The following is a 15,392-nucleotide window of genomic DNA, read 5'->3' on the forward strand; positions in this document are numbered from 1 at the left end:
TCACTCCTTTTCTTCAAATTCTTCCAGACTTTTTTTAGGCAGATGAATTCTTGCTGTGGTACCGACGTCCGGTTCGCTGAACAGGGAAAGACCGTACTGCACGCCGAAATAAAGCTGTATTCTTTCATTGATGTTCTTCAGTCCGATGCCGGAGCCGCTTCCCCGAACGAGCGCAGCGTTTTCACTCAGCAGACGATCAGCCTGTTCCTGCGGCATTCCGGGTCCGTTGTCGATGACATCGATCCATAATTCATGATCTTTACAATAGGCCTCGACTCTGATTTTTCCGTCATCCATGAATTCCATTCCGTGATAAATGGAATTTTCGACCAGCGGCTGAATGATCAATTTGATTGTTGCGCACTGCAGAACCTGCGGTTCCGAATGAATCGAATACTGAAATTTGTCGGCAAATCTGTAATTTTGAATAATCAGATAATTCTTCACGTGCTCCAGTTCATCGGCAACGGAAATTATGTTTTTTCCCTTGCTGATGCTGATACGAAACAGCTTAGCCAGAGAAGTGACCATTGTGTTTGCGTCCTGGTATTTTCCGTTTTCGTTCATCCAGACAATCGAGTCCAGAGTGTTATACAGAAAATGGGGATTGATCTGCGCCTGAAGAGCATCGAGCTCGCTTCGCCGCTTGGCTTTCTGCTCCGATACAATATCGTCCATCAGCGTTCTGGTCTGACGGACCATGGAACGGATTGCTTTTCCAAGGTGTTCGACTTCATAGGAACCGCTGATTGCGATCTTCTGTTCGTCAAGGTCGCCGCTCTCCAGATTTTTTACGGAATTTTCCAGCTTCATGATCGGTTTTGCAATGCGGGAGGATAAAAACATATTGACGATGATGAGCAGATAGGAAATGAACAGGGCAAACAAAAGGGTATAAGACGTAAAGTTGGAGTAATTCGCCGTGATATCCTGAATCGGGTTGACCGCGATAATTTTCCATCCAGTGTATCCGACGGTCTTGACGGTGATCAGCCGCTGCCTGCCGTTAAACGTTTCCGAATAGGTACCGTCCTCATGCTTTGCGTTGTCCAGGTTGTTTTCATTCGTCAGGTTGGAATAAATCAGCCTTTGCTTGGGGTGATAAATGATTTGACCTTTTTCATCCGTGATGTAAACATAGCCGGACCCGCCCAGATAGTTGTTTTTGCAGACCTGTTCAATTCCGCTGTAATTCATGTCTACCAGCAGGACGCCGTGGATAATGGAGCCGGCCGAGGTCAGCTCTACCGAACGGCTGAGAGAAATCACCCAATGAGAATTGTCGTCCGGGTCTAAAAAAAGATCTTCCACGTGTGGAGTCGAAAAATGGAGATTTTCGATTCTGGCCATCGCAATTTGGAACCAGCTCTGTTCTTTTACGTCGATAGAGGGCTTTAGCTGAGAAAGCGGTTCCGCCGCTATGATTTTTCCGTCGTCTGAAAAGACGGCGATACTGACAAGCTGGTCTCTGTTTGTTTCATAAAGCAAACTCATCTGATAGTTGATATTGTCATCCTTCAGGTCGGAATTTTTAATGACCCGGTAATACATGGAGTCGGAGATTCTCATCATGCTTCGAAGGTAAGAATCCAAGTTCAGGCTGATCTGATCCACAATGCGCTTATTGCTGTTTGAAATGACTTCCATTGTCGAATTCACATATCTTACGGACAGGGAAACGGCGATCAGCGCCATTCCGATTACCATTACGATCGTGAATGAAATGGAAATGGAAAACTGAATGCTCCTTTTATGCAAAGAATGCCGGATCCGATCTTTGAAAACTCTAATCTTGTCCCACATTGTAATCCCTCAGGAATCTCTGTATTTGGATGGAGATACGCCGTATTTTTTCTTAAAGACATAACTGAAATAGTTGGGTTCCGCATAGCCTACTTTCTGGGCGATCACATAAGTTTTATCTTCGGTTGTGTTCAGCAGGTCAACCGCCTGCCGAAGGCGTACTTCTGTCAGGTAGGATACGAAACTTTTTCCGGTTTCCCGTTTGAAAACAGTCGAGAAATAAGTCGGGCTAACATGAAGAAAGGAACACAGGTCTTCGACGGAGATGCCGGTTTTCTGATAATTTTCCTCTATGTACTGAATCGCGTGCTGCGCGAGGATTTTTGTATTGTTGACCCGCTGGCATTTGATCTTTGAACTGATTCTGATGCAAACCTGTGCGCACCACTGTTTGATTTCATCCGGGGTCTGCAATTTGGTAAGAGCGTCCGTGTAGCTGAAATTTTCGTCAAAAATCTCACTGCCGTCCAGTCCGTACGCATGCAGCACCTTCAAAAACGACGTGATGATTTCCAGCAGATAAATCCGATATTGATCAAACGGAAGCAGTGCTGATTTTGGATGGGAGAAAAAGCTGTCGATCTTCTCTTCAATTTTACGCTCATCTCCCATTTTGATCAGATTCGAAATCGCGTCTTCATCTTCCTGAAAAAATTCGATTCTGGCTGTTTCGTCAGGTTCGACGTCGTTGATGTAGATCGCTTTGTCTCCGCCCATACCGGCACTGTATTCCAGCGCGGTGAACGCTTCACGATAGGATTCCCTCAACTGATGCAGGTCTGGCTTTATGGTACCGATCCCGGCCATTACTTTTAAATTCAGAACTCGTTGAGCCGACTTACAAACTTCGTTTATGCCGTTGATCATGGGAATCAGGTTGTTATCATGAAAATATGCGATTACAATGACACAGTCATAGTACAGAAAATCAATAAAACTGCAGAAATTCCCCAACATATCATCCAGAATGCTTTTGACCGAAATAGGAATCAGTTCTTCTTTTCCTTTCAGATTGCATTTCTCATCGATGTTGGGGTCGGCACGCAGAAGCGCGGCGGCCCATCCCTCCACATCCAGATTCAGATGGAAGGTGCATGCCTGAGCGTTGAGCTGTTCCGGTGTCAAATGTCCTTCAATCAGCCCTGAAAAAAACTGCTGGCGCATAATCGGGAGGCTGTCCTCGTACGCTTTTCTAAGCATTTCAATATTCGTTTTTTCATTGAATTCCCGGTCAAGCTGAGCTTTTATTTTCTTCAGGGTTTTGGTCAGCTCCACGGAATCAATCGGTTTCAGGATATATTCGGCAACGTGCAGCTTGATTGCCTGCTGCGCAAACTTAAAGTCGTCAAAACCTGAAAAGACAATCATTTTTGTGGAGGGCATCATGGCGCAGATTCTTTCGCAAAGATCAAGTCCGCTTAGGAACGGCATTTTAATATCCGTCATAATGACGTCCGGATGCAGCCTTTCCGCCTTCTCCAGGGCGTCGACTCCGTTTTCTGCGGAGCCGACAAAGGTATAACCCAGTTGAGCCCAGTCGATTCTTCTGGCGATTCCTTCGCAGATTTCTCGTTCATCGTCGGCCAATAAAATTCGATACAATCTCATATGATTCCTTCGTTTCAATAATTGCAATGATTAAGCACAAAAAGTAATTCGTATCAGTGACAGATTGTGTGATTTGTCCCTAAACAGTATTATAACATAAAGACGTTTCAAAAACAGCTTTCAGCTCATGACAACAGACCTGTCATGAGCTGAATATAGAAAGGTGCATTTGCAGCCATATCAGTGCCACAAAACCTTGTGGTATTTTGAAAGATCTATTGCAACCGCGACCACAATGATAATACCTTTGATGACCTGCTGCCACATGGGGCTGACATTGATAAACTGCAGGCCGTACTGGATGACGGTGAAAATCAGGACGCCGGTTACGATGCCGCTGATTTTGCCGATGCCGCCGGCGAGAGACACACCGCCGACGCAGCAGGCGGCGATGGCGTCGAGTTCATATCCGTAGCCGTATTGATTGGAGGCTCCTGCTGTTCTGGCAGCTTCCAGAACGCCGCCGAACCCATATAAAACGCCTGCAAGAATAAAGATTCCCATCAGCGTCTTAAAAACATTGACCCCGGAAACGCGCGCGGCTTCCATATTTCCGCCGATCGCATAGATGTTTTTGCCGAAAACAGTTTTATTTAGAATAATCCACATTAGAATTGTGACGGCGATTGCGATGGGGACCAGAATGGACACTTTGTCGAACAGCTTGGTCTGTGCCAGATTCGTAAAATCTTCACGGACGCCGCCGATCGGCTGAGAATTGTTTGGGGGCATATCAAAATACAGGGAGCAGATGCCGTAAATACTGACCGAACTTGCCAAGGTTGCAATAAACGGATGCATGTTATATTTTGCCACAAGGAATCCGTTGATCGCGCCGAAGATACCGCACGCAAAAATTGCAAGAAGAATCGGCAGAATAATCGGAACCTGAGGGAGATTCGGGAAAAACCTGTGGGCATAATCGGGATTCTGCAGCATGGAAGTGGAAATAACAGCGGCCAGCCCGACCATGCGCCCGGCAGAAAGATCGGTGCCTGCAATCAGCAATGTGATGCAGATTCCCAGGGCGATAATTAAACGAATGGAAGATTGCGCGAGAATATCGAACAGCACGTCGAATTTCATGAAACGGGGTTCGATAAAAATGATGATAATAATTAGTACAAGCAGCGCGAAAATTAGCGCATAATTCAGAAAAAAGGATTTCGCGCTTTTGCGGGAAAACAGAACTTCTTCCCCTTTTCTGCCGGTGTTGAACGTTTGAAGAACACCGTACATAAACAGGCACGCGCCGATAATGGCAAGGAACCCGGGCAGGTCGTAAATCTTCTTGATATGTAACAGCAACCCCAGAATGGCGCCGAAAATCGCAAAGCAAATGCCCGCCGCCATAAATACCGCCGCAAATTTTCTGCGCGGCACAGCTTTTCCTTCCTGATCCATAGGTACTCTCACTTCCTAATCTAATTTCTGTATTGTGTTGCGAGACGCATGACCGAAATCTGGTCGGCATCCTCACGGTTCAGAATACCCGTGACCCGGCCCTCGCACATCACCATGACTCTGTCTGCCATTCCAAGCAGCTCCGGCATTTCGGAAGAGATCATAATAATTGATTTGCCTGATTTGATCAAATCGAGCATGATGGTGTAAATTTCATATTTGGCGCCAACGTCGATTCCGCGGGTTGGTTCATCCAGAATCAGTATATCCGGATCGGTTAAAAGCCAGCGGGCAATCAGAACCTTTTGTTGATTGCCTCCGGAAAGATTCTCCATTTCCGTATCAAGATTCGGGGTTTTTACATTCAGGGTTTTACTCATTGATTTCGCGGCTTTGTAGCGTTTTGAATCGTTGAGCAGGCCGCCTTTGGCAAATTTTTTCTGGCTCGCGATGACCGTGTTGTCCAAAACGGACAGATGCGCGTAGACGCCGGAAGCCCGGCGCTCTTCCGTCAGCAGAGCCAGACCGTTCTTTTTTGCGTCCTGAACCGACTTGATTTCAATTTTTTGACCGCTTTTATAGATTTCTCCGGAGGCGATTCCCCGCAGGCCGAATATGGATTCGACCAGTTCCGTCCGCTGGGCTCCTACCAGTCCTCCCAGTCCCAGAATTTCTCCTTTGTGAAGCTCGAAGCTGACATGCTGGAACGATCTTGCTTCGGCAGAACACAGATCGCTGGCCTGAAAAACAATTTCCTTGCCGGGGACGCTGTTCTTAGGGGGGAATCTGTTGGTCAGTTCACGCCCGACCATCATCTGAATCATCTGGTCCGTGGTCATTTCGGAAGAAGGCCAGGAACCTATGTGTTTTCCGTCTCGCATAACAGTGACTTCATCTGAGATTTTTAGAATTTCTTCCATCTTATGGGAAATATAGATAATCGCGCAGCCCTTTTCCTGAAGATGTCTCATGATGCTGAATAAATGCTCGGTTTCATTGTCCGTCAGGGAAGAGGTCGGCTCATCCATGATGATCAGCTTTGAATTGTAGCTGACCGCCTTAGCAATTTCAACAAGCTGCAGGTTGGAAGGAGATAACGTAACTGCCAAGGCCTCCGGGTTCACATCGAGATTAATCTCCTGAAACAGTTCTTTTGTTTTGCGGACCATGGCTTTCGTGCTTACAATAGGCCCGTTTTTCGGGAATCGCCCGAGCCAGATGTTCTCCATGACAGGGCGGTAACGAATCGGGTGCTGTTCCTGGTGGATCATGGAGATTCCCAAGTCAAGCGCCTGCCTGGTATTGGCGATTTCAACCTCTTGTCCGTTAAAAATTACTTCGCCTTCGTCTTTTATGTAAATGCCGAACAGGCATTTCATCAGGGTCGATTTTCCGGCTCCGTTTTCGCCAACCAACGCATGCACACTGCCGGGCCTTACTTTCAGGTTTACGTCCTCCAAGGCTTTTACGCCCGGAAATGATTTTGATATGTGATTCATTTCTAGGATGTATTCACTCAACTGTCAGCCCTCCTTTTCCGTAGAGGTATGCAGCGATGGGGAACGAAAAGAACCGTCTTCACGTTCCCCACATGCTGTCCGTATCTTATTTGGTCATGTAATCTGTGTAATTGTCCTGAGTCACCTGTACATAAGGAATCCAGACATACTTGTTGTCGGTCAATTCATAACCGATATTATCTTTGGAAATTTCCTTGCCCTCGGCGGCAGCGGCGGCAATATTAACGGACGCGTCGCCTTGGTTGACGGCGTCATTCAGAACCGTACCGTACATGGAACCCTCTTTCATGGCCTCCAGAGCCGGAGCCGTCGCGTCGACGCCGACTACAGGAATGTACTTGGACTTATCGCCCTTGTTGTAGCCGTGAGCCTTAAGCGCCTCAATGGCGCCGAGAGCCATGTCGTCGTTGTTGCAAAGAACGGCTTCAATCTTATCAATGCCCTTAGAAGTAATAAATGTATTCATCAAATCCGTGGCTTTTGCTTTATCCCAGTAAGCAGTATCAGCTGCCAATTTTTCTGTTTGAAAGCCGCCGTCGGTGATTGCCTGAATAGAATATTGTGTCCGGAGCACGGCGTCCTGATGTCCCGGCTCGCCCTGAAGCATTACATACTGAATTTTCCCGTCGCCGTTTTTATCGGCATCTTTATTTTTCTTAAAGTAGTCCACGATAAGCTGGCCGGACATAGTCCCGGATTGTTCTGCTTTTGCTCCAACGTACCATGCTTTATCATAGCTTTTCAGAATGTCGGCTTCCGGTTCGCGGTTCAGAAAGATAATCGGTATGTTCTTGTCCTTTGCCTTTTTCACGAGGGACTCGGCGGCAGTCCGGTCAACCGGGTTGACGCACAAAGCTGTTACACCCTTTGTCAGGAAAGTGTCAACCTGTTCGTTTTGCGTGGCCTGTTTGCTTTGTGAATCAACGATGTTCAGCGTTACACCCAGCTTTTGGGCCTCTTTCGTCATCTCATCCCGAACGCCCGTCATAAAGGTATCATCAAATTTGTAGATGCAGACGCCGATTGTCACATCAGACGGATCAACTGCTGCGGTTTCGCTGGATGTGGGTTCCGTACCGGCTGCCGACGATGTCCCTCCGGCCGATGAAGCCGGTGTAGAACTGGAACACCCAACTGTTACGGTGCCCATCATCAGAGCAGCCATAACCATTGCCAAGGTCTTTTTCATATAACTTCCTCCTTAGAATTAATTCGGACCGGAAAGCAAACCGTTTGTGCGTGTTGAACAATTTGGCGATCGCAAACCGGTCTTTCTTATTAATTAATTATAAGTATACGGTTCCGATAAGGAAAAATCCATATAAAATTCTTCTATCTTATATTAAAATTCTTAACTGATTGATGCAATTTTGTCTATAATTTTGCAAAAAGATGCCCGCGTGTCATTGACTGGGGGGGAGGACATCAACCGTGGGATTGAACGGAAGGAAACCGCTGAATTTGCCGGTTGACTGTCGGTACAAAAATGTAACCGTAGCGAAAAACGACGGACGAAACAAAGCCCAGGCAGCTTTTGCGCCGCCTGGACTTAGAAGAAATTCTTATTGTTAAGTTACGGTATGGCTTGAATTTACTTGTTTAAATAAATTAAGCCCACCCCTTTGAGGTAGGCTCAATTCATTATGCTCCCGACTAAACTTGCCCGTCAGAAATTTTCAGGGAGGCACATCATTGATGCGGGTGAAAAACGAACTAACTGTTTTTTGTTACGCTGTCATCGGAATTTTTGCGATCTTGGCATGTTTGAGTGTGTTCTTTTCACTCATTGAAACTTTGTCCGCCGAAAACGTCCATTCCCTCGACGGGGGTAATGCCGAGCAACTCGTCTGTAATCTGCCGAAGCGCGGCGGTATCTGAGCTGATAATACAGTTATAAATTTTGTTGTGAGTATCATTTTCTCCCAGTGGAGGGAGGCCGGCCTCAGCCCGACGATGGGCACGGGCTCTTACCAACTGGGTAATATGCCTGCGGATTAGCTGTTGTACCATGAAATAAACGTCCTTATACAGTCTGTTGTGACTCATTTTCACCACTTTGTAGTGAAAGTTGAAGTCTGCGTCAACCAAACGCTCCAGTAAGTCTTCATTGTCCACATCCAGGTTATAATCCAGCGCAAGGCTGTTGTAATGCATCAGGGCCTTATGCAATTCCTCTTTCTCCGCATCGGTGCCAGAGAGGATTGACAAGCGCATACAATCATATTCCAGCAGGCTGCGCAATTGCTGTACATCTTGGTAGTTATCTTTGCCCTCATAAAAGATAGATATCTCACTCAGCATGGGCTTGAGGGAAAAGTTACGGATGAATGACCCCTCGCCCACCCGGGTTTCGATAATGCCCAGGGTGCTGAGCTTCTGTAGGGCCATGCGCACGCTTAAGCGGTTCACGCCGAAAGCGTCAGCAAACTCAGACTCTGAGGGAAGCTTGTCTCCCACTTTCCAGATACCGTCCACGATATCCCGCTTGATGGACGCGCAAACCTGGTCCACAATAGATATTCGGCTTATTCTCATTTTTCGGTGGGAAGACTTGCCGAGGGGCTCTTTTTCCATACCGCTCACCTATAATCATATTTTTTCTAATTATAACTCTTTTCTGATATAATGTCATTCTTTTTAAAATAAACGACGAAATGGAACCTCTTAGGGGAGAAGCAAATAAAGCAGTAAAGAAGCAGGCGCCTTTCGATTGGAAGGTGCCTGCTTGCAATAGAAGAAATTATAATCGGTAGTTATTTAATAACGACTTTTTTAGCTTTTGCCATGTATTCCTCGCTCATTTCCTGACCGATGCCGGGGAGCTCGGGAATCTCGTAGAAGCCGTTCTTCGGCGCGTAATAGTACTTGCCGGCGTTCTTAAACTTCGTCAGCAGATTGGCGTTGTGTTCCTCGTGAATGACGAAATTGGGGATAGTAGCTTCCACCTGAAGAGCGGCGGCGGTAGCGATAGGACCGCCGCAGACGTGAATCTGAACGCCTATGTCATAGACCTGAGCCATATCGCTGATTTTCTTGGTTTCTGTAATTCCGCCGGTGTTGGCAAGGTCAGGCTGGATCACGTCCAGAGTACGGTCTTCAAAGAACTGGCGGAACCCCCAGCGGGTGTAGCTGCGCTCACCGGTAGCGAGAGGCAATCCGCTGCGCTCTTTGATATGTTTAAAGAGAGTGGGATTGCAGGGCATTGTGGGCTCCTCAAAGTACATGATCCGATAGGGCTCGAGTGCCTTACCTAAAATAGCGGAGGTGTTGGCGTCAAGCAGGGAGTGAATTTCGATGATGATGTCCATATCGTCGCCGCCGGCTTCGCGCGCCGCCGCGATGCGCTCTACGGAACGCTTCAAGTCATGCTCCCGGTAGCAGCCACGAATTTGGTTGCCCTGGGTAGCAAATACCTCGCCAAAATCCTTTTCCTGACACGGGGCGAAAACAGGGTCGATTTTAACGGCGTCGTAGCCGTCTGCCATAGCGTCCTTAACAACATCGTAGTAGTCCTTGGGGTCGTACAGAAGAGTAAGAGAGTCGTTCTTTTCGATGATTTTTCGCCAACCGAACTGAAGCTGGGATGCGTAAGCACGGAGCTTGTCGTTGGTCTTGCCGCCAAGAAGTTTGTAGACGGGCAGATTCAGAGCCTTTCCCTTGATATCCCAGCAGGCAGTGTCTATGGCCGCCATGGCGGAGGTGACGACCACGCCGCCTCCCATGCCCCAGAAGGTGTGGCGATGCAGGTGCTCCCAAATTTTCTCGGTATTGAAGGGATCCATGCCAAGAACAAGTTTTGCAAAGTCCTGGCACTGTCCAAAGGCTGCCTCAGAGCAGTTGCCATAGGCCAAACCAGCCTCGCCGAATCCGCTGATACCTTCGTCTGTGTTAACTTTGACAGTAACAAAACCGCCAAGAGCACCGTCGCCAAGATAACATTCTACATTTGTGATTTTCATAAGAAGTTGCTCCTTTCTTGTACCATAAAATCATTTGAAAACTTCAAGAGAAAACTGTTTATTCTGCGGGGGCCTTTTCCTCGTCATCGGCCCAAACAGAGGTGTGAATCTCAATATTGCCGCGTTTGGCGCGCCAGACTCCGATGGCCGCCATGATCAGCAGCGCCGATACATTCGCAATTGCCAGAGCCGGGGTCATGGACAAACAGGACTTCCAGAATACCACAATGAACCCGACCAGAGATAAGACGCAAATGGCGTAGTACAGGCCGTTGGACACATGAAAGCGGGATTTACTCCAGGCCTCAGGATATTTTCCGGGCAGCCGGATCAGCGCCGCGAAGTTCAGAAAAGCGAAAAAGGAGGTAAAGATCTGTACCATATTCGTAATGACGGTAATGGACAGACCGAAAATGACAGGGAGAATACCCAAGATGTACATGAAGGTCAGAATAAAGACGCGGGAGCCCTTGGCGTTTTTCTTTCCAAAAGCGGAAGGGAGCCAACCATCGTCGCAAGACTGGCCTATGGTGATGGCGTTATAGGCAAAGCTGGAGTTCAGGGTAGACAGCAGAGCCATAATGGGGCCGCCTATGATAAAGAAGTAAAACAGCCAGGAAGGGAAGATGCGCTGTGCGGCAAAAACCAGAGTGGTTGAAGCGCCGTATTCTTTCACGCTGATCACGCCCACGCCGGCCATGGCTACGCCCACATAAAGAATGATGAGTGTGGGAACGGTCATCAGCAGGGCCGCAGGAATATCCCGCTTGGCGTTTTTGGCATCCCGGCCATAGGCAATCGTCATGTAATAGCCCTGACAGGAGTACACAAACAGCAGGACGGCACCGGTGAAACCGCCGGAAATCTGACCCTTGTTAAAGACTACCCCCCAGCCGTTAATCAGAAAATTCGGGTCCGAAAAATTAAAGATCGGCAGTTTGATTTTAAAAATACCCACAATGGCGAAGAGAACCAGCGCGGCTATGAGCAGCCAGGTCATCAGCTTTTGGGCCTTTGCCATTACGTCCACGCCTAACAGATTGACAATAAAGAAGAAGGTCAATAAGGAAACTCCTATCATCGTGCGGGGAATTGCGCCGCCCAGAGCAGGAATAATATCGCCAAGATAGGCAGCCGCGGCGGTGCCGAAAAGGGACAGTGACAGGCATTGTGTCAAATAGGAGAATGCAAAAATTCCGGAAGTAACTGGTCCTGCCAGTTCACACAGCATGGAATAGTTGCCGCCGCCCAGCCGCAGAGTTGATGCAACAAAGATGTAAGGCAGAATCATAATAAAACCCATGATAATAGCCACAAAGTAGGCAAGCCAGGCGGAATAACCAGTCATTTTGATTGCAGGGACAATAAGAGTGATGACGCCGGCACCAATAACCTGTCCAACGGCTAGCGCAAAAAGTTCGGTTTTTCCGAGAGTTCCGGGTTTTGGTGCTGGCTCTTTAATCACTTTGATCGCCATAATAAATCTCCTCGTTTTCTCTCTTAATTTAACGGTAACCTCGCATTCTTGATTAAGTGCTTTGCCAGAGATGCCATAACAGGATTTTGACAGGTGGGATATTTGAACCTTTTTTCTCCGAAGTCATGACCGACAATTGAAATTACTCTACCACTTTGTAGAGAATCGCCTTGTCGATAGCTTCTTGAAGGAACTCGTTGCCGATGCCGGGCAGGTCTGGAACGGTAAAGTATCCGTTTTCAGGCTGAAGGTTGTACTTCGTGAGGTTCAGGCAGGTGTCCATCCGGTTGCAGGTGTGATGCTCGTGAATGACAAAATTGGGAATGACACATTCCAGATGCAATGCTGCGTTGGTGGTCAGAGGACTGCCGGCGACATGAATCTGGATCCCTGCGTCAAAAGCGTGGGCCATGTCGCAGATTTTCTTTACTTCGCTGATCCCGCCGCAGTTTCCAATGTCGGGCTGGGCCAGCTGCAAAAGATTGCGCTTAAAGTAGTCGGCGTACTGCCAGCGGGAGAAAAGACGTTCGCCGTTGGCAATGGGAACACTGATGTATTTGGCGATGTATTCTACCGTCTGGGTGGTGGGAGTATTCGGCTCTTCAAATGCCAGAATGTGATATTTTTCGGCCAGCTTGCCAAGCTGCACCGCACCCAGGGCGTCCGGATAGGAATGGTTTTCCATGATGATGTCAACATCGTCGCCGGCGGCTTCCCGTGACGCCTTCATCCGGGCTTCCACCATCTTGAGCTGAGAAGGCGTGAGAAAACCGGTAGTATCCAGAAAGCTTAGTGGTTTTCCCTCCTCGTCCCGGTCGAAGAAGTCGATCTTCACCGCGTCGAATCCCTCGGCCACAGCTAACTTCACATTGTGGGCGTAATCCTCCGGCTTGACAGCCCAGAGGTGCTCGCTCACTCCGACCTGCCCCCAGCCAAACTGTAATTGGCTGGCGTAGGTGCGAAGCTTGTCGCGCATTTTACCACCCAGCAACTGATAGACAGGAACATTAAAATATTTTCCTTTAATATCCCAAAGCGCGACATCAATCGCTGCAATACCGGAAAATACCACCGGGCCGCCGTTCTGGCCCCAGAAAGTCTTTTTATACATGCTTTCCCAGATTAGCTCAGTTTGCAGCGGATCCATACCGATGATCAGTTCAGCCAGGTCGCACACCATGCCAAACGCCGCGGAACCACCCACGCCGTAGGCCATGCCGGCTTCACCGTCACCGCGAATTCCCGTGTCGGTGTGGATTCGGCAGCCGATTGGGCTGTTCATTTTGCTCTTGGCAGTGGGAAGGCGAAAGACTTCCACCTTTGTAATTTTCATACAGCTCTTCTCCCTTTTCGTTTATTCGCTTGATCACTTGTTCGCTATGTAACCAGTATATATACTTTTCCTTGTAAAGTCAAGAAATATATGATAAATTTGTAAAAAAAATAAAATCAATCTAAAAATTTTTGTGTAATATTAAGCAGAATGGCCTTAATGGGGTTGGCTGTTGCGGAAAAATGCCAAAGAACGCGAAAGGGCTGCGAGGACTGACGAGGAAAGAATTTCAGCAAGAGCCGGAAAAAGAGTTGACAGAAGGCTCGGTACGAATACAAAAAGCTGAAAAAAAGAACGGATGGGACCGTTCCTGTTTGCTAAGCATAGGAGGGATGTGCTGTAGGCTTCGGCACATTGCTTTCTTCGAGGTAACGAAATATAATAAAAATATTGGAGGCGTGAGGACGGACGATATTACGCTGAAAGAAGCATTACGATTGCTCTTCGGGCCTCATTCCGGGAGGTGTGAAAATTGGGCAATTGCCTGTACGCTGTTAAGAAATATAAAATCGATCAACCAAGGGGTAGTGAAAAGCAAATGAAGCGTATTTTGTTAGTTGAGGATGACTTGAGCCTGATCAATGGTCTATCCTTTGCGGTTCAAAAGCAGGGATATGACTTGGACATTGCCCGCACGAGCTGTGAGGCAAATGCAATATGGGCGGACGAAAAATATGATTTGGTGGTTTTAGATGTTTCTCTGCCCGATGGTTCCGGCTATGATATTTGTCAAACAATCCGGCGGACTTCAAAAGTACCCATTATATTTCTGACTGCGGCGGACGAAGAAACCGACATTATTATGGGACTTGATATCGGCGGCGATGATTATATGACAAAGCCTTTTAAGTTGGCTGTGTTTATGTCAAGAATAAACGCGCTGCTCCGCAGAAGCAATAATTTTATTCAGACGGATTCTGAACTGTGTTCTAACAGGATTAGAATTCAACTCCTAAAAGGAGAAGCTTATAAAAATGACGAACGGCTTGAATTAACGGCAGGCGAATATAAGCTGCTGCGTCTTTTTATGGAAAACCCCAATATAGTTCTCTCACCGGAACGAATTTTAAGCCGGTTATGGGATTGCAGCGAGAATTATGTGGACAGCAATACACTTACAGTATATATCCGAAGACTACGCACAAAAATTGAAGATGATCCGAGTAATCCCACAAGAATCATTACCGTTCGACGGATGGGTTATAAATGGAATTCGACTGACTGAGGTGTACGATGAAAATACTGGCAAACAAAAAAATTAAGGCTCTCTTTTTCAGAATTCTGATGTGCATACTTGTGTTCGCGGTTCTAGGGGCAGTTTTCATGAACGCAGCAGCTCAAAATGCAGCGGCCTATATCTTTCTATGTTCATTATGCATGGCCGTGGTAATCTTGATTTTCTGCTATGGGTATTTCAAAGAACAGCAAATGATTATTGAAACCGCCGCGGAGCAAATTACAGAGTATATAGCCGGAGATTCAGACGCCCGCATCCGGTGTGATGAGGAGGGCGAGTTATACAGACTTTTTCACGAAGTGAATTCTTTGGTTTCCATTTTGGATGCCCACGCTGAAAATGAACTGAGAGCGAAAGAATTTTTGAAGAATACCATAGCGGATATTTCGCATCAGCTAAAAACGCCGCTCGCGGCGCTTAATGTATATAACGGTATTTTACAGGGTGAAGCGGAGAATTCACCAACGGTTCGGGAGTTTACTGACCTTTCGGAACAAGAGTTGGAAAGAATAGAAACACTCGTACAAAATCTTTTGAAAATCGCAAAACTCGACGCCGGGACAATCGTGATAGAAAAGGCTGAAGAAAACGTATCCGAAATGATGGGCGGGATTGAAAGGCACTTTGCGTTTCGAGCCATGCAAGAAGAAAAGAAAATGATTTTATCCGGCGACGAAAACATCTTTTTTTCGTGTGACCGTAATTGGCTGATTGAAGCAATCAGCAATATTGTAAAAAACGCTTTTGACCATACACAAAAAGGCGACGAAATTGATATTGAGTGGAAACAATTTGCGTCGGTTATTCAAGTCATCATTAAGGACAACGGAAGCGGTATTCACCCGGAGGATTTGCACCATATTTTCAAAAGGTTCTATCGCAGCCGTTTTTCGAAAGATACGCAGGGCGTAGGGCTTGGTTTACCGCTGGCAAAAGCTATTATTGAAGCTCACAACGGTGCAATCGAGGTAGACAGCAAATTGGGAACCGGCACTGCTTTTACAATCGACTTTCTTATTCCTACAAAATTGTAGGATGGGCGTCATGTGAG

At 47.1% G+C, this 15,392-nt stretch carries 11 protein-coding genes; 2 read left to right on the forward strand and 9 right to left on the reverse strand.

The genetic code is table 11. The features are described from left to right. From ACLQ3M_RS10495 to ACLQ3M_RS10535, 9 genes are all read right to left on the reverse strand, one after another. Positions 1 to 1,803: a histidine kinase gene (locus ACLQ3M_RS10495; RefSeq protein ID WP_411677636.1), complete on the reverse strand. Its 1,803-nt coding sequence runs from the start codon at positions 1,801 to 1,803 to the stop codon at positions 1 to 3. A gap of 9 nt (positions 1,804 to 1,812) precedes the next feature. Then, positions 1,813 to 3,411, reverse strand: coding sequence for a response regulator (locus ACLQ3M_RS10500; RefSeq protein ID WP_411677637.1), 1,599 nt, complete (start codon positions 3,409 to 3,411; stop codon positions 1,813 to 1,815). A gap of 180 nt (positions 3,412 to 3,591) precedes the next feature. Next, entirely contained in the window at positions 3,592 to 4,815 is a 1,224-nt protein-coding gene (gene mglC / locus ACLQ3M_RS10505) for a galactose/methyl galactoside ABC transporter permease MglC (RefSeq protein WP_411677638.1), read from the reverse strand. Between the two features lie 20 nt (positions 4,816 to 4,835). Next, positions 4,836 to 6,335 (reverse strand): sugar ABC transporter ATP-binding protein, encoded by a 1,500-nt coding sequence (locus ACLQ3M_RS10510; RefSeq protein WP_411677639.1) that lies wholly within the window; start codon positions 6,333 to 6,335, stop codon positions 4,836 to 4,838. Between the two features lie 85 nt (positions 6,336 to 6,420). Next, positions 6,421 to 7,524, reverse strand: coding sequence for a galactose ABC transporter substrate-binding protein (locus tag ACLQ3M_RS10515; RefSeq protein WP_411677640.1), 1,104 nt, complete (start codon positions 7,522 to 7,524; stop codon positions 6,421 to 6,423). A gap of 590 nt (positions 7,525 to 8,114) precedes the next feature. Then, the gene (locus ACLQ3M_RS10520; RefSeq protein ID WP_411677641.1) at positions 8,115 to 8,909 is read right to left on the reverse strand and encodes a FadR/GntR family transcriptional regulator; all 795 of its coding nucleotides are present in this window, start codon (positions 8,907 to 8,909) and stop codon (positions 8,115 to 8,117) included. A 179-nt stretch (positions 8,910 to 9,088) separates the two neighbouring features. Beyond that, entirely contained in the window at positions 9,089 to 10,294 is a 1,206-nt protein-coding gene (locus ACLQ3M_RS10525; protein WP_411677642.1) for a mandelate racemase/muconate lactonizing enzyme family protein, read from the reverse strand. 58 nt (positions 10,295 to 10,352) lie between these two features. Then, entirely contained in the window at positions 10,353 to 11,771 is a 1,419-nt protein-coding gene (locus tag ACLQ3M_RS10530; RefSeq protein ID WP_411677643.1) for an APC family permease, read from the reverse strand. Positions 11,772 to 11,913: 142 nt separating this feature from the next. Beyond that, on the reverse strand, positions 11,914 to 13,104 hold the full coding sequence (locus ACLQ3M_RS10535; RefSeq protein ID WP_411677644.1) for a mandelate racemase/muconate lactonizing enzyme family protein: 1,191 nt from the start codon (positions 13,102 to 13,104) through the stop codon (positions 11,914 to 11,916). Positions 13,105 to 13,642: 538 nt separating this feature from the next. Here ACLQ3M_RS10535 and ACLQ3M_RS10540 point away from each other — a divergent pair. Further along, positions 13,643 to 14,329, forward strand: a complete 687-nt coding sequence (locus ACLQ3M_RS10540) for a response regulator transcription factor (RefSeq protein WP_411677765.1) — start codon at positions 13,643 to 13,645, stop codon at positions 14,327 to 14,329. A 98-nt stretch (positions 14,330 to 14,427) separates the two neighbouring features. Beyond that, positions 14,428 to 15,375 (forward strand): sensor histidine kinase, encoded by a 948-nt coding sequence (locus tag ACLQ3M_RS10545; RefSeq protein WP_411677766.1) that lies wholly within the window; start codon positions 14,428 to 14,430, stop codon positions 15,373 to 15,375. The last annotated feature ends 17 nt before the right edge of the window (positions 15,376 to 15,392 follow it).

Source organism: Caproicibacter sp., assembly GCF_046707225.1.
Lineage (GTDB): Bacteria > Bacillota > Clostridia > Oscillospirales > Acutalibacteraceae > Caproicibacter.

Excerpts from the sequence above, each read along its gene's own strand:
- ACLQ3M_RS10495 (WP_411677636.1), bottom strand. The coding sequence starts at position 1,803 with ATGTGGGACAAGATTAGAGTTTTCAAAGATCGGATCCGGCATTCTTTG.
- ACLQ3M_RS10500 (WP_411677637.1), bottom strand. The coding sequence starts at position 3,411 with ATGAGATTGTATCGAATTTTATTGGCCGACGATGAACGAGAAATCTGC.
- mglC (WP_411677638.1), bottom strand. The coding sequence starts at position 4,815 with ATGGATCAGGAAGGAAAAGCTGTGCCGCGCAGAAAATTTGCGGCGGTA.
- ACLQ3M_RS10515 (WP_411677640.1), bottom strand. The coding sequence starts at position 7,524 with ATGAAAAAGACCTTGGCAATGGTTATGGCTGCTCTGATGATGGGCACC.
- ACLQ3M_RS10520 (WP_411677641.1), bottom strand. The coding sequence starts at position 8,909 with ATGGAAAAAGAGCCCCTCGGCAAGTCTTCCCACCGAAAAATGAGAATA.
- ACLQ3M_RS10525 (WP_411677642.1), bottom strand. The coding sequence starts at position 10,294 with ATGAAAATCACAAATGTAGAATGTTATCTTGGCGACGGTGCTCTTGGC.
- ACLQ3M_RS10530 (WP_411677643.1), bottom strand. The coding sequence starts at position 11,771 with ATGGCGATCAAAGTGATTAAAGAGCCAGCACCAAAACCCGGAACTCTC.
- ACLQ3M_RS10535 (WP_411677644.1), bottom strand. The coding sequence starts at position 13,104 with ATGAAAATTACAAAGGTGGAAGTCTTTCGCCTTCCCACTGCCAAGAGC.
- ACLQ3M_RS10540 (WP_411677765.1), top strand. The coding sequence starts at position 13,643 with ATGAAGCGTATTTTGTTAGTTGAGGATGACTTGAGCCTGATCAATGGT.
- ACLQ3M_RS10545 (WP_411677766.1), top strand. The coding sequence starts at position 14,428 with ATGAACGCAGCAGCTCAAAATGCAGCGGCCTATATCTTTCTATGTTCA.